The sequence below is a fragment of the Proteus vulgaris genome (genome assembly GCF_011045815.1).
In the GTDB taxonomy this organism is placed as follows: domain Bacteria; phylum Pseudomonadota; class Gammaproteobacteria; order Enterobacterales; family Enterobacteriaceae; genus Proteus; species Proteus vulgaris_B.
Window position 1 is genome coordinate 441,200 of sequence record NZ_CP047344.1, and the last position, 17,024, is coordinate 458,223.

The 17,024-nt window shown below is 36.3% G+C and carries 15 protein-coding genes; 11 read left to right on the forward strand and 4 right to left on the reverse strand.

The window, feature by feature from the left end; all coding sequences use genetic code 11:
- The first annotated feature begins 89 nt into the window (after nucleotides 1–89).
- The 3 genes from GTH24_RS02175 to GTH24_RS02185 all read left to right on the forward strand — a co-directional run bounded on the left by GTH24_RS02175 (nucleotide 90) and on the right by GTH24_RS02185 (nucleotide 3,104).
- Complete coding sequence (locus GTH24_RS02175; protein WP_072069845.1) at nucleotides 90–1,286, forward strand: lactate oxidase; 1,197 nt, start codon at nucleotides 90–92, stop codon at nucleotides 1,284–1,286.
- Between the two features lie 136 nt (nucleotides 1,287–1,422).
- Entirely contained in the window at nucleotides 1,423–2,529 is a 1,107-nt protein-coding gene (locus GTH24_RS02180; protein WP_164525895.1) for a hypothetical protein, read from the forward strand.
- Complete coding sequence (locus GTH24_RS02185) at nucleotides 2,526–3,104, forward strand: tetratricopeptide repeat protein (RefSeq protein WP_164525896.1); 579 nt, start codon at nucleotides 2,526–2,528, stop codon at nucleotides 3,102–3,104. Before GTH24_RS02180 ends, GTH24_RS02185 begins: the two co-directional genes overlap by 4 nt.
- Nucleotides 3,105–3,185: 81 nt before the next feature.
- On the opposite strand, the gene eptB is transcribed toward GTH24_RS02185, so the two are convergent.
- Nucleotides 3,186–4,877 carry a kdo(2)-lipid A phosphoethanolamine 7''-transferase gene (gene eptB, locus GTH24_RS02190; RefSeq protein ID WP_164525897.1) on the reverse strand — a complete coding sequence of 564 codons (1,692 nt, stop codon included), beginning with the start codon at nucleotides 4,875–4,877 and terminating at the stop codon, nucleotides 3,186–3,188.
- Between the two features lie 530 nt (nucleotides 4,878–5,407).
- Here eptB and fdhF point away from each other — a divergent pair.
- The 4 genes from fdhF to GTH24_RS02210 all read left to right on the forward strand — a co-directional run bounded on the left by fdhF (nucleotide 5,408) and on the right by GTH24_RS02210 (nucleotide 11,690).
- Nucleotides 5,408–7,552: a formate dehydrogenase subunit alpha gene (gene fdhF, locus GTH24_RS02195; protein WP_082151813.1), complete on the forward strand. Its 2,145-nt coding sequence runs from the start codon at nucleotides 5,408–5,410 to the stop codon at nucleotides 7,550–7,552.
- Between the two features lie 298 nt (nucleotides 7,553–7,850).
- On the forward strand, nucleotides 7,851–9,428 hold the full coding sequence (locus tag GTH24_RS02200) for a PTS transporter subunit EIIC (protein WP_164525898.1): 1,578 nt from the start codon (nucleotides 7,851–7,853) through the stop codon (nucleotides 9,426–9,428).
- Nucleotides 9,429–9,442: 14 nt separating this feature from the next.
- Nucleotides 9,443–10,804 (forward strand): 6-phospho-alpha-glucosidase, encoded by a 1,362-nt coding sequence (locus GTH24_RS02205; protein WP_164525899.1) that lies wholly within the window; start codon nucleotides 9,443–9,445, stop codon nucleotides 10,802–10,804.
- 109 nt (nucleotides 10,805–10,913) lie between these two features.
- Complete coding sequence (locus GTH24_RS02210) at nucleotides 10,914–11,690, forward strand: MurR/RpiR family transcriptional regulator (RefSeq protein WP_072069839.1); 777 nt, start codon at nucleotides 10,914–10,916, stop codon at nucleotides 11,688–11,690.
- Between the two features lie 22 nt (nucleotides 11,691–11,712).
- Here GTH24_RS02210 and GTH24_RS02215 read toward each other — a convergent pair whose 3' ends face one another.
- Both GTH24_RS02215 and GTH24_RS02220 read right to left on the reverse strand, forming a co-directional pair.
- Nucleotides 11,713–12,600: a 2OG-Fe dioxygenase family protein gene (locus GTH24_RS02215; protein WP_164525900.1), complete on the reverse strand. Its 888-nt coding sequence runs from the start codon at nucleotides 12,598–12,600 to the stop codon at nucleotides 11,713–11,715.
- A 173-nt stretch (nucleotides 12,601–12,773) separates the two neighbouring features.
- Nucleotides 12,774–14,387, reverse strand: coding sequence for a sigma 54-interacting transcriptional regulator (locus GTH24_RS02220; protein ID WP_164525901.1), 1,614 nt, complete (start codon nucleotides 14,385–14,387; stop codon nucleotides 12,774–12,776).
- A 417-nt stretch (nucleotides 14,388–14,804) separates the two neighbouring features.
- Between GTH24_RS02220 and hydN the strand changes: the two genes are divergently transcribed.
- The 4 genes from hydN to sugE all read left to right on the forward strand — a co-directional run bounded on the left by hydN (nucleotide 14,805) and on the right by sugE (nucleotide 16,575).
- Nucleotides 14,805–15,362, forward strand: a complete 558-nt coding sequence (gene hydN / locus GTH24_RS02225) for an electron transport protein HydN (protein WP_072069836.1) — start codon at nucleotides 14,805–14,807, stop codon at nucleotides 15,360–15,362.
- A 72-nt stretch (nucleotides 15,363–15,434) separates the two neighbouring features.
- Nucleotides 15,435–15,776: a hydrogenase maturation nickel metallochaperone HypA gene (gene hypA / locus GTH24_RS02230; protein ID WP_072069835.1), complete on the forward strand. Its 342-nt coding sequence runs from the start codon at nucleotides 15,435–15,437 to the stop codon at nucleotides 15,774–15,776.
- 8 nt (nucleotides 15,777–15,784) lie between these two features.
- Entirely contained in the window at nucleotides 15,785–16,075 is a 291-nt protein-coding gene (hybG, locus tag GTH24_RS02235) for a hydrogenase maturation factor HybG (RefSeq protein ID WP_072069834.1), read from the forward strand.
- Nucleotides 16,076–16,260: 185 nt separating this feature from the next.
- Nucleotides 16,261–16,575, forward strand: coding sequence for a quaternary ammonium compound efflux SMR transporter SugE (gene sugE / locus GTH24_RS02240; RefSeq protein WP_072069833.1), 315 nt, complete (start codon nucleotides 16,261–16,263; stop codon nucleotides 16,573–16,575).
- A gap of 84 nt (nucleotides 16,576–16,659) precedes the next feature.
- Here sugE and frdD read toward each other — a convergent pair whose 3' ends face one another.
- Complete coding sequence (gene frdD, locus GTH24_RS02245) at nucleotides 16,660–17,019, reverse strand: fumarate reductase subunit FrdD (protein WP_023583699.1); 360 nt, start codon at nucleotides 17,017–17,019, stop codon at nucleotides 16,660–16,662.
- Nucleotides 17,020–17,024: the final 5 nt, after the last annotated feature.

A 17,024-nucleotide genomic window follows, 5' to 3' on the forward strand; every position in this document is an offset into this window, starting at 1 on the left:
TTATTTTTCGGTAAATATAATTTAATGGAAATAAAAAATTATTAAATTATAGATATAAGCCCCTAATTAAATTAACAAATGGATCAGAAATGAAAAATAAGCTATTAAAAACAACCGCTATTGCAATGGCATTAAGCGTAGGTGTTGCACAAGCAGCTGAATATAAAGCAAGTACAGCAGAAGGCCCAATTAAAATAGTTAACTTAAAAGCCATGGAAGCACAAGTTCAGGCGAATATGGAAAAAGGGGCTTTTGGTTATATTCGTGGTGGTGCAGAAGACGAAAATAATTTACGTTCAAATACGACTGCTTTTGATAAAAAATATATTATGCCTCGTTCATTACAAGGCATCGAATTTTCTGACATAAATCTAAAAACAGAATTTCTAGGTATTAAATTAGATACGCCTATTATTCAGGCACCGATGGCAGCTCAAGGGCTTGCTCATCAACAAGGCGAAGTTGCCACAGCAAAAGGTATGGCGAAAGCAGGTTCTATTTTCTCATTAAGTACTTATGGAAATAAAACCATCAAAGAAGTGGCTGATGCTCAGCCAGGTTATCCGTTCTTCTTCCAGCTCTATATGAGCAAAAATGATGCCTTTAACGAATATATTTTATCTCAAGCGAAACAGTATGGCGCTAAAGGTATCATTATGACTATCGACTCTTCGGTTGGTGGGTATCGTGAAGATGATGTGAAAAATAATTTCCAATTCCCATTAGGTTTTGCCAACTTAGAAGCATTCGCAAAAATTAGCGATGACAAATCTAAGACAGGTAAAGGTGCGGGTATCAGTGAAATTTATGCTCAAGCAAAACAAGCTTTCACACCAGCAGATATTCAGTATGTGAAAAAAATGTCTGGCTTACCTGTAATTGTAAAAGGTATCGAATCACCTGAAGATGCAGATACAGCCATTAAAGCAGGTGCAGATGCAATTTGGGTTTCTAACCATGGTGGTCGTCAATTAGACAGCGCACCTGCAACCATTGATATGTTACCTGCCATTGCAAAAGTCGTGAACAAACGTGTTCCTATTGTCTTTGACAGTGGTGTTCGTCGTGGCTCTCATGTATTTAAAGCATTAGCAAGTGGCGCAGACGTTGTTGCAGTAGGTCGTCCAATTCTTTATGGTTTAAATTTAGGTGGTGCTGAAGGTGTGAATTCAGTTATCCAACATTTAAATAAAGAATTAAGAATTAATATGATGTTAGGTGGCGCGAAAACAATAAAAGATATTCAATCTACTCCACTTTATACTGAAGCAAGTTTTAATCAATAATTAAAAATGTATTAAAAAAAATAAAATGAACCGCACTTAAATTAAATGTTAAGTGCGGTTTTATTTTTATATAAAAATAAATCTATAAATTATAGTGTCATGTTTTTATATCACTATTTTTATAATGGATTATTAAATGGGTAATAATGTTGGAAAGGATTTTGGTCTTATAGAAAGAAATGAAATAATAGGAAAAAACTATACTATTCGAGAAACAATTACTGTAAAAATAGCACCATCACATACTGTATATACAGATATAAATAACCAATCAACAAAATCAAAGTTTGGTCATGCTTGGATTGAATTTAAAGGAGAGTCAATTGGTTGGGGAATGGGGGGATCTAAAATGGAAGGTGGTTCAGATAATTTAACCTTTCATGATTCTAAAGGGTATGATCCCAATAAAGTGACAAGCGTTACATTACCTTTATATACCAATGAAATTATTGGTAGAATTAATAATGCAATATCAAAGATGAAGTCAGGTGATTATACCCATTTTGAGAGTAACTATAATCTATTTAATAATAATTGTATTGATTTTGTGAACTATATATTAGCGTTAACTGAAAATGGAGAACACAACCCAGATTATATTCTACAATTAATTGGTGATACACCAGATAAAATTATTGAAAAAATGCAAGAATATATTGATGAGCAGAAAGAAACTGAAACACCATTAGTTATTGCATTAACAGAGAGTGGGATTTTTACATTACCTGATGATGAGAGTATTCATTTTGATCATAATAATGATGAAGTAAAAGAATCGACAGGATGGATAGATAATAATAGTGCATTCCTTGTATTTGATAAAAATAAAAATGGTGTTATAGATAATGGGAATGAAATGTTTGGTAATAATACTTCTAATATATCAGAGGGTTATGCAAAGCACGGGTTTGAAGCATTATCTCAATATGATAGCAATCAAGATAATAGAATTGATAAGAGCGACATAATCTGGTCTTCTTTAAATCTATGGATAGATAAAAATATTGATGGAAAAACAGATGCTGATGAATTGATTAAGATTGAGTGCTCAGGTATAGAATCAATAGATTTAAATTATAAGAAAAATGGCATTATAGATGAAAATGGAAATCAAATTTTATTAACAAGCACTGTTATATGGAATGATGGCCGTCATACTGAAATTTCCGATATCGTATTTAATACACATATTTCTTCTCAAAAGAATAATACCTTACTTAATAGTGATGATATATGGTTATGAAAAATAGATGGATTAAAATCATTTTTTTTAGTACGGCAATTATGTTAAGTGGAAACACAATGGCTGATATTCTTGTTCCTGATAAAGTTTATTCACATGATCCCGATTTTCTAGCATCGTCCAACATAAAAATGCCAAATACAAAAGATGAATTTTATAGTTTAATAAAACTTGCTGATGATGGTAATAGTGAAGCTAATTGGATGGTTTCAGTTATTTATCAGCAAAGTGGTAATAATGTTGAAGCTGAAAAATATTACCAACGCTCTATTGATCGACAAGATGATTACATGGGGCCATCAGCTGTAAATTTAGGTTATATGTATGATAAAAACAATAATATTAAAAAGGCAATGGAATTATTTCATCAAGCAGGTGATGCGGGTTATTATGGTGGTTATCAAGCAGTAGGTACTGAGTATTTTTTAGGGCGTGATATACCGTTAGATTTTGAAAAAGCAAGATTTTATTATAAGAAGGCCGCAGAATTAGGATGTTATGAATGTCAATATTATATTGACAACTGGGATGAAGTTGTAAAGCTAAAAATGAAAGATTTAAAAATAGAAAAATAAAACAATATATATACTTATGATAATAAAAACCCCATGTTTGATATCAAGCATGGGGTTTTGTCTATTGGTTATTACGAAAATTTAATTTTGGGTTGATGGCATATCACCAAAACAGAGGTTATTTTGATTATTAATCCCTCCATCTGGTGATGAATAACCTAAGCAACCTAACATCGAATCAAAAATATTGTGATGATAGAACGTGCGCTCTGCATCTTGATTACGTTTTAGATTATCAAATAACTGTTTATTTTCAGGCTCAGCTAAATAACTATCCGACATCCAAACTAAGAAAGGCACCTTAAATTGTTCTGGTGGTGCAATTTCTTTTGGTGTGCCGTGTAAGCCACCTTTCTCTGAAATAGATTCACCGTGATCGGAGGTATAAAACACAATGGCTTTCTTATCGCGTAATGTGTCGAGTATGCCATCAATAAAATAGTCGGTATAAAGAATCGAGTTATCATAAGCATTCACTAATTGCTCTTTGGTACACTCATCATCCACATTTAAACATTCAGGTTGATATTTTTTGAATGACTCAGGATAACGCTGAGAATACATAAAGTGAGAACCTTTCGTATGTAGAATCACTAAATGGTTCCCTTTAGGATAATTAGCGACGGCATTTGCTGTTTCGGCAATCAGTAGGGTGTCATCTAGCTCTTTACCGAAGTTGCTGTTCTTCGCGGTCATCATCTCTTTCATTGCATAGTTGTTTAAATCAAGTTTATTGTAAAACCACAGCTCACTTTGCATTGAAAAAAGTTCTGATGTCATTCCTAACTGTTTCAGAACTGAGAAAATATTGTTCTCTTTTAATGTACGCTGGTCGTTACTTTCGGTCCCATCTTCACGAACAAACATACATTTTAGCGAAAGCTTGGTTGCGGTATCACAAGAAATACCTTTAAACGCAACTAAGTTTTTTTCTTGGCTTAATAGAGGATTTGTTTGTCTTTCATAACCCAGTAATCCCATATGATCCCATCTTGCGGTCTCACCAATAATAAAGACAACATATACATCTTCATTAGCTTTTGATGGTTGATAGGTGAAATGATCGGCTGGATTAAAAATATTTTGGTTATTAAAGGTATCGTCATATTGCGTTATAGCATATTGAAAGAGTGGAATAATCCAGTTTGTCGGCAAATACGCATAACTTAAGCCACCGCTATAGCTCGGTAGATCCAAATTATTTTTGATTTCATAGGCTTTTTGTCTTGAATCGAGTGTTTTTAAATAGGCAAAAACAGCCAGTGCAATCACTAGCATTTTTACGGTATTTTTTATCCAGATTTTTTTCTTTTGTTGTGTAGTGAGATTTTTTTCTGGTTTCTTACATAGCCAAATAAGCGCTAGGGGCAAAATAGATAAGCCAATAATCCAAATAATCACATTTGGGCTGACCAGCTCTTTAGATAAATCGGTATCTGTGGTGAGTGTTGAAATGATAATACCGTATCCAATGACGACGTCATAAAAAGAAATATAGTAACTCGCACAGACACTAACAATGAGAATAAAAGAGGCAACGACTTTAAAAAATAGAGAGCCGAAAAAAGAAATAAGTCGTAATAAGAAGAAAGTAAAAGCAATATTAACGGCAATTTCACCTAGAATATATAATGCATCAATGAGGGGGTTGTTTGTGTTCTGTGTGCCGTACCGGCCAATGTAAACGGAAATATTAAGAAAAAAACCAAGATAGATAGCTAAAAAAAGGGCAATATTTTCTTTCGAAAACCTTAAAAACTTTAATTTTTGCATGTTCAATTATTATCAAAATGTATGGTGTAGAGGTCTTTATGACCGCGAAGTTGTTTTCAGGTTCAGTATTATGTGCTTTTTTTTATTGAAGTTTAAAAATTTTTTATTTGAATAACATTAATATCAAAATTATTAATTTTGAATAGTTATAGTAAATAGAAATATTGGTAGAGATATTAGGAGGTTGTCATCATTATATACGGCAAGGCCTCGATAAAGGAAGATAAGAAGGCGTATTTGCTTAATTGTTATTTCTTATCAAATGAAGGATATTTTTTCGCTATAAGTCCTTATGTATAACGTATATTGATGAAAATGAAAGTCGACATAAATATCGTCATTAGTGTCGATGACTCTTCGCTATTTCATTATTCATTACTTGTTCATTGATTTATTCACATTTATTTCTCTTTATTTTTCATTGCATTACAGAAAGCTAAAAAAACGTGCTTATTTGGCACACTCTCTGCATAGATAAAGGAGAAGATCAGGTAATAACCTGAAAGTTGATGAACACAGGAGCAATGTTGATGAAAAAAGTCATCACGGTCTGTCCGTATTGCGCCTCAGGATGCAAAATCTACCTGAAGGTGGAAAACGGTAAAATCATTGGCGCTGAAGGAGCCAATGGTTTAACAAACCAAGGTGAGCTGTGTCTGAAAGGGTATTATGGATGGGATTTTATCCATGATACTAAGATACTGACTCCACGTCTTAAAACACCAATGATCCGTCGTGAAAGAGGCGGAAAATTAGAATCGGTTTCTTGGGAAGAAGCGATTGAGTTTGCCAGTAGCAAACTGCTTGCTATCAAAGAGAAATACGGTGCTAAATCTATTATGACAACCGGTTCATCACGAGGTCCGGGTAACGAAGCTAACTTCGTTATGCAGAAATTTGCTCGTGCGGTTATCGGAAATAATAATATAGACTGCTGTGCTCGTGTCTGACACGGCCCTTCGGTTGCAGGTCTGCAGCGTTCGGTCGGTAATGGTGCTATGAGCAACTCAATCGTCGAGATTGAGGATACCAAATGTCTATTTGTCTTCGGTTATAACGCCGCAGACTCGCATCCTATTGTTGCTCGTCGTATTGTTAAGGCGAAAGAAAAGGGTGCCAAAATTATTGTATGTGACCCTCGTTACATCGAAACAGCACGCTTAGCCGATTTACACTTAGGCTTAAAAAATGGTTCTAACATTGCACTATTAAATGCAATTGCACATGTGATTATTGAAGAAGGATTGCATGATAAATCCTTTATTGAAAATCATACTGAGCAATTTGAAGAATATTGTAAATTAGTTGAAAGCTATACACCTGAATCAGTTGAAGAAACAACAGGTTTAAGTGCTCAAATCATTCGTGAAGCTGCGCGTATGTACGCAAAAGCAGAAACAGCAACAATTCTTTGGGGTATGGGTGTTACTCAATTCTACCAAGGTGTTGAAACTGTCCGTTCATTGACTAGTTTGGCATTATTAACCGGCAATTTAGGTAAAAAGTATGTCGGAGTTGGCCCCGTTCGTGGTCAAAATAACGTACAAGGCGCGTGTGATATGGGAGCATTACCTAACACACTACCAGGCTATCAATACGTTACCGACGAAAAAGCACGTGAGAAATTTGCTAAGTTCTGGGGCATTGAATCGATGCCAGAAGAAGTGGGCTATGCATTGAGTGAAGTTCCTCACAATATCGATCACGGCTTATTAAAAGCTCACTATGTAATGGGTGAAGATCCACTGCAAACTGAGCCTGATTTAGCAACCATCCGTAGAACTTTTGACAAACTGGAACTGCTGATAGTCCAAGATATCTTTATGACCAAAACGGCAGCGATTGCTGACGTTATCTTCCCTGCAACATCATGGGGTGAACATGAAGGTGTTTACACTGCTGCAGACCGTGGTTTCCAACGTTTCTATAAAGCGGTTGAACCTGTTGGTGATGTGAAAACAGACTGGCAAATCATCAGTCTGATGGCAACCGCAATGGGTTATCCAATGCATTACAACAATACCAAAGAGATTTGGGATGAGTTGCGTGAGTTATGCCCAATTTATTATGGTGCGACTTACGAAAAAATGGCGGACTTGGCTTATATTCAATGGCCTTGCCCAACAGAGGATAGCCCAGGTACACAATATTTGTATGATGGTGGTAACTTTGATACCCCTAACGGTAAAGGTCAATTCTTTACTTGTGAGTGGGCACCACCCATTGACAAACTTTCTGATGAATTCCCAATGGTGCTGGCAACAGTCCGTGAAGTTGGGCACTACTCTTGCCGTTCAATGACGGGTAACTGTAAAGCATTGGCGGCATTAGCTGATGAACCGGGCTATGTTCAGTTAAACACTGAAGATGCCAAACAACTAGGAATTAAAGATCAAGAGCTAGTTTGGATACGCTCTCGTCAAGGTAAAGTGATTACGCGTGCTGCAGTCAGTGATAGACCGAATAAAGGCGCGGTATATATGACTTACCAGTGGTGGATTGGTGCTTGTAACGAACTCGTTGCGGAAAACTTAAGCCCAATAACCAAAACACCTGAGTATAAATATTGTGCAGTATGTGTTGAGCCAATCAAGGAACAGGCTCAGGCAGAACACTATGTGAAAACGGAATATAGCAATATTAAACGTCGTTTAAGAGAAGCCGCCGAGGGCTAATTTTATCTGATTAATATTACTTTTCTGCCTTAAGACCGAGTTTATTGACCTTGTGTCAGTAAGCTCGTTTTTTTTTATGATTTTTTATTGTCACAAGCTCTTTTTTCTACAGCTTATCGTTAAAACCTCTTTTTATCTGTCTGAATATTCACCATGCGTTGGCTCACAATAAAAAAAGTAACATGTTACTTTTGACGTAATCCGTTTCTAAATCAAGTGGATAAATTGCTTTTTATTTAAGGCCAGCGCAGGATGCTGTCATGGAAATGAGTGTAAGAAAACAACAACGAGATACTGTATGAAAAAACTCATTAATGCCCTACAAGCGTTTGGTAAATCCTTATATGGACCCGTCTTGATATTACCTATTATCGGTTTATATATCGCTTTAGGTAACGTCTTTGGTAATGGCAATCTTGCGGAATATATTCCGTTTTTAAATCACCCGGTTATTCAAAGCATTGGACAATTACTCGCAAAATCATCGGTTGCTATTTTAGTCAATTTGGCGCTGATTTTTGCTGTAGGTATTCCTGTTGGCTTAGCAAAAAAAGATAAAGGTTATGCAGGGCTAATTGGCTTAGTCGTGTTTGTTATTTTCACGAATGCGATGAATATTACGCTAACACTGCAAGGGAAGTTGGTTAGCGCAGAAGAGATGCGAGCCGCAGGTCAAGGCATGGTATTAGGTGTTCAAGTCCTTGAGATGGGAGTATTTGCCGGTATTTTAACAGGGGCAATATCTGGATGGCTTTATAATCGTTATTCAGGTCGTCAATTTAGTGGCATTATGGCTATCTATTCTGGTCACTGTTTTGTCGCCATTATTGCTATTCCCTTCACCATTGCATTGGCCGTTTTAATGTGTGAAATCTGGCCTTTTGCTCAGGCAGGTATTACTAAAATGGCACTTGTTATTCATGACTCTGGTGCTTTTGGTGCGCTGATTTATGGATTCTTAGAACGCATTCTTATCCCAACAGGATTACACCATTTAGTCTATACCCCATTCTTGTATACCGAACTAGGCGGTGTTGCTGATGTTTGTGGCACAACTTACCAAGGTGCGAGAAATATCTATTTTGCTGAAATGGCTTGTCCTGACGTGAAACAACTCAGTAGCACTGTAATTTGGGATGCTCGTGGTATTGCTAAAATGTTCGGTCTAACAGCAGCAGCTGTAGCCATGATCTCTGTAGCCAAAAAAGAGAAAAAGCAGATAGCAAAGGCGATTTTAATTCCTGCGGCTGCAACTTCTTTCTTGCTAGGGGTGACAGAGCCTCTTGAGTTTTCCTTCCTTTTTGTTGCTCCTGTTTTATTTTTAGTTCACGCCGTATTGACGGGTATTGGCATGATGCTGTTCTACCTATTAGGTGTTCATGCGATTGGTGCAAATGGTGTCATTGACTTTATTTTATATAACTTGCCGTTAGGGACTGAAAAATCAAATTGGCCAATGTATATCGTGGTGGGTTTGATTATGTCAGCTCTCTATTTCGTTATCTTTAGAACCTTGATTTTAAAACTAGATCTTAAAACTCCTGGGCGAGAGGATGATGATGAAGAAACGCGACTATATAGCAAAGAAGACTATAAGAAAAAAGCAGAAGTAGTCACTGGTGAGGAACAAAACACTAAAATAATTAATAGCTTAGGTGAAGATATTATTGAAGGACTAGGTGGGCGTGACAATATTGAAGTTGTTGATAATTGTTATACGCGCTTACGAGTCATTGTTAAAAATGTCGATGCAATTCATGAAGGTCTACTGAAAAAAACCGGTGCTAAAGGCGTTGTTCGCCACGGTAATAATGTTCAAGTGGTTTATGGATTACATGTAAAAAAAATGCGTGAAGCGGTCGAAGCCGCACTTTAATAGGAGAAAGTAAGATGACGAAATCACCTTTTATCTTAAGTATTGCAGGCGGCGGAAGCACCTATACACCGGGAATTGTAAAAAGTTTAATGGTACGTTTAGAGGATTTTCCACTGAGTGAAATTCGTTTATACGACATTGATAAAGATCGCCAAGATACTATTGCACCCGTGGTTGAAAAAGTGATCCGTGATCATAGTGATACCATTAAATTTACGGTGACAACAGATCCAGAAACGGCATTTGATGGTGCTCACTTTGTATTTGCCCAAATGCGTGTGGGTCAATACAAAATGCGTGAACAGGATGAAAAAATTCCATTACGTCATGGTGTTGTTGGGCAAGAAACCTGTGGACCCGGAGGACTTGCTTATGGTTTACGCACTATTTTACCAATGGTTGAGCTAATTGATTTAGTTGAACAACATGCCTCTCCTAAAGCATGGATTGTAAATTATTCTAATCCAGCGGCGATTGTTGCTGAAGGTGTGCGTCGTTTACGTCCTAATGCTCAAGTATTGAATATCTGTGATATGCCTGTTGCGGCAATGCGTAATATGGCCGCTGTATTAAAAGTGGATCGTCATGATTTAGATGTGGATTATTTTGGCTTAAATCACTTTGGTTGGTTTACTTCAGTGCGCGTAAAAGGTGAAGAAAAACTGCCTGAATTACGTGAACATATCGCTAAATTTGGTCTTTTAACAGAAGATGCGGCACAAACTGACCCACAACATTCTGATCCATCATGGGTAAAAACGTGGCGTCATATTCAGCCATTAATGGAAGCATTCCCTGAATATATTCCAAACCCATATTTACAGTACTACTTGATGCCAAATTATATCGTGGAACATCAAGATCCTGACTACACTCGTGCAAACGAAGTGATGGATGGTCGTGAAAAACGCCTGTTTGAAGCTGCTCGAGAATATAAAGAGACGGGGATTTTACCAGATGCATTCCATGTCGGTGTTCATGGTGCCTTTATTGTTGATGTTGCTTGCTCTTTAGCTTTTGATTTACGTCAGCGTCACTTGGTGATTGTTGAAAATAAAGGTGCAATTTCTGATTTACCTTATGATGCGATGGTTGAAGTACCCGCTTATATTACGTCTCATGGTCCTGAGCCTATTCGTGTAGGCGATATTCCTCGTTTCCATCGGACTTTACTGGAACAACAACTGGCATCAGAGCAATTATTGGTGGAAGCAACACTTGAAGGTAGCTATGAAAAAGCACTAGAGGCGTTCACACTGAATAAAACAGTTCCAAGTGTGATCCACGCGAAGAAGATCCTTGATGATATGATCGAAGCAAATCGTGAATATTGGCCTGAATTACGTAAAGCTTATGTAAAGGGTAAGCGTGTTTGATCTCAACACTTGCTGTTAACGAGTAATTGAATAAAAATGCTGTTCTATCACCAGAACAGCATTTTCCTTTTATGTTGGTAAGGACGATGTATCAATGAAGGTAACCGGTATGTCGGCACGATTATCATCTTTACTCTCAAGAGCAACAGAATTAACACGCGCAGAATATCGTATTCTCTCTTATTTAATTGATAATCCAGCACAAGTTGGAAAACTTACGATCAGAGCACTAGCACAAGCCAATTTTGTTTCGACAACGACCATTATGCGACTTTGCCAGAAATTAGGTTTTTCTGGTTATAGCGAGTTGGTTTATTATTGCAAGCAGTTGTTATCTACGGCTGAAAAATCTCATCAATTAAAAAGTGATGAAAACGAGGTAACAGAGCCTCTTTTTGATCAGTTTTTGGCAAATTATTTAAAAACCTTCACGTTAATTTCAGATGAGAAAAGACACGCTTTTGTTAATTTAATTAACAGTAAGAATTCATTTTTTATTTATGGTGCAGGATTTTCTCATATATTCTCAGAATATATCAGTAAGCGATTACAACTGATTGGCAAGGATGCATTTCTCTCAGGATTGAGCGACAGTAAGAATATCTTTATTAATAATGCTTCACGCTATACCGTTTTTATTGCGATATCTCGTAGTGGAGAGACAGAGCAAGTAGTTGAAAAGGTGAGAATAGCGAAAAGTATTGGTATGAAGATTGTTGCATTTACTCGTGCAAGTGCCAATCCATTGGCAGAACTTGCTGATATTCATTTTCCCATTTATGACGATGCAGTGAATTATCATTGTGATACTATCGAAAGCTCATCTTTTGAATCGAACCTTGTCTTGATTATTGATTTATTACTTAGCCGAGCTCAACGATTTTAATTTATATAATAACGCTTTATGACTAAGCAACTGACTGATTTAAATAAAGCGTCAAGGGTAAATCAGGGTGTGCATTGATTGAATCGAATTTATGTGACGGGTGAGCATCAACGGTAGGATAACGAGATAATAAAACCATAAAATCTTGGTAAGCCTGATTTTTATTATCATGAGTAAAAATAGGTGTACCGCTATGATTTAACTCATTATCTGCAATTAATAAAACATCAAGATATTGTGCATTATTGTGTTCATACAGCACATTTTCAGGATTAATTTCTTGCCAAGGTGTTCCTATGGCTTCTTGTGGTGAATGAACACGTAAAGCACCTGTGTTGTCCTTAACATTATGCTTATTCATCGTAACAATCATGGTGTGGTCAACTCCATCCTTATGCACTCCTTCAATTGAAAGTTCGCTTAAAGAATCCGGTTGAGCAATTAATCTTAAATGAAAAACAGTCGATATTGATTTTGGCGATTGTTGATCTGTTAAGTGGCGAGGAGTAAATGTATTGCCTTGAATTAATAGCATTTTTAACTTTAATAAGGCTTGATAGGCAGTATTGCTCTGCCAGCGATCATCAAGTGCTCTAAAATGTCTTTGTGCACCACTGTCTTCACGAATAAATCCATCTTCCTCAGTGAGAACAAAAGGTTGGTACTCTAATCTGGAGATAGTTTCTATGTCATTATCAAAAAGGTAGCGTCCTGTTCGAGAGTGACGAAAAGAAAGGGTAGGATCTTGTGCTAAATAATCGCCGTACTCTATTAGTGTATTAATATCTTTTTCTTCAGCGCCTAATTGTTTTATTAAATCAATAACAACATTTTGAGGAATAAAGACATATTTATTATTTTTATATTCTTTTTTTATCTCATTAATTTTATTTGTAAGCAGGCTATTCATATATAATATGCTCCATTGATGATTTATATTATTAATAATTAATTAGAGGAATAATAAGTAAAATATAATCACTTTTATTATAGATAGAGATTAATAAGTTTCAAATGAATTAAAAAAGAGAGTGTAATAAAATCATTACACTCTCTTTATATAAATAAGAAATTATTTCAATATTAAAGTATTTCTGGAATTGAAATACCTAAACGTTGCATCCGTGATAATAACGTTGTTCGTTTTAATCCTAGTTTTAAAGCAGCACCTCTGGCTCCAGCAACAACACCATTGGTCTCTCTTAACGCTTGAATGATCCTTTCTCGCTCCTCATCATCACTTTCTGGTGCGTTAGTTTGCATGCGCTTTTCAATGGATGAAGGTTGAGTCAGTACCTGCTTTAAACGAGAGGGCTTATTAATGTGAAGCTCTTTTAACTGAAGGTTTAATGTTGAACCTCGAGTTAAAATAACAGCACGCTCAATAATATTTTCAAGCTCACGGACATTACCTGGCCATGGATAAAGTGTTAATTGTTCCAATGCATTGGCTGGAATACAATCTATTTTTCTATCCATTCTACGGGCAATTTTTTGTGTAAAATGTTTAACCAAAAGTGGAATATCTTCTGGTCGTTCTCTTAATGGCGGAATAATAATAGGAAAGACATTAAGGCGATAATAGAGATCTTCTCTAAATTCACCTTCATCAGTTAATTCATGAAGATCTTTATTGGTCGCTGCAATCAGCCTAACATCAACAGGAATAACTTTATTACCACCCAGTCTTTCTATTTCTCGCTCTTGAAGAACACGAAGCAGTTTAGGTTGTAATTCAATTGGCATATCACCAATTTCATCAAGAAATAGAGTGCTTTTATCCGCCATTTCAAATCGACCAATATGTGTATTGGTTGCACCCGTAAATGCCCCTTTGTCATGACCAAAAAGATCGCTTTCTAATAGGCCAGAAGGTACAGCAGCACAGTTCATCTTTATCATCGACTTACCTTTGCGCTGACTAAGGCGATGAATCGCTCGTGCAATTAATTCTTTACCTGTACCTGTTTCACCTAAAATAAGTACCGTGCTATCACTTTGTGCCACTAATTCAATTTGTTCTAGCACATTATGCATAGCGTCGCTTTGGTAAATAATTTCACTAAAGCATCCATTTTTATCTATTTGCTCATTAAGCCAAATATTCTCATTCTTTAAACTGTCTTTTAGATGCGTTATTTCTTCATATGCAGCTGCGTTTTCAATAGCGATACCAATACGAGCAGCAATCTGTTGTAGCAATTGGCAGGTATCGTCGGTAAAAACACTACCGATTTCATGTGCTAAAATTAATAAACCTAGTGGTTTATGATTAAAAGCCAGTGGCAATAACAAAGCCGTCTGCATATTTTGCTTAACTAGACGCTTAATCAAAACATCTTCTTGATCTTCATTATTAATATCAATTAAGACAGGTTTATTTTGATTAATAATTTCTTCTGCTTTGTTATTCGCGCTACTAAACTTACGTTGTTGTCGGATGACTGATTTTCCACTCTGATAACGACTAGAATAAAGAATACCTTCATGACTATTTTGTGATGAAGTACGGCATAACATTAGACTAATATGATTTAGTCCAAAAAAACGATGTATTTCTTTAGAGACTTCAGAAATAAGACCATCCATGTCTAGGTGAGCTAATACAGAGTTTGTGATATCAACCAATATTCGATATTGGTTACGCTCATTACGAAGGCTCTCCATAGTTTCAGCATTGTTACTGCTTAATTTCATGACACCACCGATTGCCCTAAAAAATTAGCTATATTGTAGTAGGTTTATAATAAATTTATATCAATGACTGAATCATTTTTGATCCAACCCGCTATTTTTGTATCTGTAATGAAACTTAAAAATATAAACTTATCAAATTGCTATATATTTGATTATATAGCGTTTTAATTTATCGTCAAAAATGTCGAATAATTTGACGAAGTGACTTATTTATTAATTAATAATCATTTTTATTTAAAAATTATTTAATTGAAAAATAAGGAATAGTTATATCAAAAATATATTGGCATGAACCGTGCTAGATTCATTCTATAGATACTCTAATTATTACTCTTAATTAGAATAACTCGTTGCATTTATCGCCATATATAACGGCTATATATAACAGCTATATATAACAAAAAGCAGGAGAATATGATGAACCGTTTCATCATTGCAGACCCTAAAAAATGTATTGGTTGCCATACTTGTGAGGTAGCTTGTGTGGTTTCACATCAACAAGCCGATCAAGATAATTTAGCCATTGAGCAAATTAGTGAGCAAAATTTTCAACCACGAATTCATGTGGTTAAAGGATTCTCAATTAGTACAGCTGTTGTCTGTCACCAATGTGAAGATGCCCCTTGTGCAAATGTGTGCCCGAATGGTGCCATTATTCATAATAAAGATTATTACTATGTCGATCAGGATAAATGTATCGGCTGTAAAACCTGTGTGTTGGCTTGCCCTTATGGCACCATGGAGGTAGTTTCACGCCCTGTAATGCGCAAATCAACTGCGCTCAATACTATTGATGCATTTAAGGCTGAAGCAAATAAATGTGATTTATGCCATCACCGAGAAGCGGGGCCTGCATGTATTGAAGTTTGCCCAACACATGCTTTAGTGTGTATTGATAGAGACGCACTTGAAGATATGGTGAAAGAGCGTCGTCGTAAAGCGGCTTTTGAAACCGGTGCTGAATTGTTGTTTTAAGATCAATAATAAAGCAACTATGTACTGATACTATAGTTGCTATTATTTATCCTGCTTCAATAAGGTATCGACATGCATGAAATCACACTTTGCCAAAGTGCATTTGAGATAATAGATTCTCAGGCGAAATTAAATAATGCAAAAAAAGTAAAAAGCGTATGGATGGAAATTGGCGCATTATCTTGTGTTGAAGTGAGTGCGCTTGAGTTTTGTTTTGATATTGTTTGCAGAGACACTATTGCACAAGGCTGTGAATTAAATATAGAAGTTATTCCTGCAAAAGCGTGGTGCTGGGATTGTCATCAAGTCGTGACGGTTTCAACGTTTAACGCGGGGTGCCCGTCTTGTGGTAGCCAAAATATGCGTGTTGAGAATGATGATGCAATGCGAATAAAGCAAATAGAGATCGAATAGGGGTTGTTATGTGTCTTGGTATTCCAGGTCAGGTTGTTGAAGTAGGAAAAACAATCACTGAAAATGCAATGGTCGATGTTTGTGGTGTAAAACGTGAAGTGAATATTGCACTAGTCTGTGAGGGAGAGCCTCATACGATGATTGGAAAGTGGGTATTAGTACACGTGGGTTTTGCCATGAGTATCGTCAATGAAGAAGAAGCAAAAGAGACTCTGGATGCCTTGATGGCTATGGGAGAGGTGGAAGATGATGTCTCTGCTTTTCTTTATGGTGAAGACGGCGCACCTAAAAAAAATTGAGTTAATTTTATGCTATTGCATGATTAATTTCTTTTTCTTATACTAGGTCGAGTTGATCTTTTCTTGCTATAAAACAAGCAGAAAAGATCAATATGCTCTACACCTTCATCTTTTAAAAGCTGGGACGACCCAGCTTTTTGTCTTTGTATTCAGGGGACGACCCCAATTTATCGATAGGGGACGTTATGTCTTGGATTATTCTTTTTGTTGCAGGTTTATTGGAAATCGTTTGGGCCGTTGGTCTTAAATATACACACGGTTTTACACGTTTAACGCCAAGTATTATCACGATTAGTGCCATGGTTGTGAGTATGGGAATGTTGTCTTATGCCATGAAAGGTTTACCTGCGGGTACTGCTTATGCAATCTGGACGGGTATTGGTGCTGTCGGTACTGCAATTTTTGGTATTTTGGTCTTTGGTGAATCCGCAAATATCTATCGTTTACTGAGTTTAGCAATGATTATTTTCGGTATTATTGGGCTGAAACTAGCCAGTTAAACCTGAATTTTACCCATAAAAAAGCCACTCATTGTGAACTGACCCCAGTTCATTGAGTGGCTTTTTATCTTATGTATTAATCAATTACAGTGTAAATACGCCAATGATAGCGAGAACACTGATAATAGCAGCACCACCATAAAATACCCATTTGCTTGCAGGTACATGCACTTTAAAATCATGCAAAGTATGGTGAATACGGTGTAATGCACACCAAACTGGCAGAATGATCATCAATAGTAAGAACAGACGGCCAATAATGCTTTGGCTAAATGCCATAATACGTTCATAAGTAAATGCTTCTGGCGCAATACCCATAGGGATTAGGATACCGAGCAGGATGATGATTGCTGGAGAAACAATCGCACTCCACATACCACCTGCACCAAATAATCCCCAGAAAATAGGTTCATCAGAGCGCTTAGGAAGTTGATTCTGATTCATTATTT

Coding starts and splice junctions, on each gene's coding strand:
- GTH24_RS02175 (WP_072069845.1), top strand. CDS start 90: ATGAAAAATAAGCTATTAAAAACAACCGCTATTGCAATGGCATTAAGC.
- GTH24_RS02180 (WP_164525895.1), top strand. CDS start 1,423: ATGGGTAATAATGTTGGAAAGGATTTTGGTCTTATAGAAAGAAATGAA.
- GTH24_RS02185 (WP_164525896.1), top strand. CDS start 2,526: ATGAAAAATAGATGGATTAAAATCATTTTTTTTAGTACGGCAATTATG.
- eptB (WP_164525897.1), bottom strand. CDS start 4,877: ATGCAAAAATTAAAGTTTTTAAGGTTTTCGAAAGAAAATATTGCCCTT.
- GTH24_RS02200 (WP_164525898.1), top strand. CDS start 7,851: ATGAAAAAACTCATTAATGCCCTACAAGCGTTTGGTAAATCCTTATAT.
- GTH24_RS02205 (WP_164525899.1), top strand. CDS start 9,443: ATGACGAAATCACCTTTTATCTTAAGTATTGCAGGCGGCGGAAGCACC.
- GTH24_RS02210 (WP_072069839.1), top strand. CDS start 10,914: ATGTCGGCACGATTATCATCTTTACTCTCAAGAGCAACAGAATTAACA.
- GTH24_RS02215 (WP_164525900.1), bottom strand. CDS start 12,600: ATGAATAGCCTGCTTACAAATAAAATTAATGAGATAAAAAAAGAATAT.
- GTH24_RS02220 (WP_164525901.1), bottom strand. CDS start 14,387: ATGAAATTAAGCAGTAACAATGCTGAAACTATGGAGAGCCTTCGTAAT.
- hydN (WP_072069836.1), top strand. CDS start 14,805: ATGAACCGTTTCATCATTGCAGACCCTAAAAAATGTATTGGTTGCCAT.
- hypA (WP_072069835.1), top strand. CDS start 15,435: ATGCATGAAATCACACTTTGCCAAAGTGCATTTGAGATAATAGATTCT.
- hybG (WP_072069834.1), top strand. CDS start 15,785: ATGTGTCTTGGTATTCCAGGTCAGGTTGTTGAAGTAGGAAAAACAATC.
- sugE (WP_072069833.1), top strand. CDS start 16,261: ATGTCTTGGATTATTCTTTTTGTTGCAGGTTTATTGGAAATCGTTTGG.
- frdD (WP_023583699.1), bottom strand. CDS start 17,019: ATGAATCAGAATCAACTTCCTAAGCGCTCTGATGAACCTATTTTCTGG.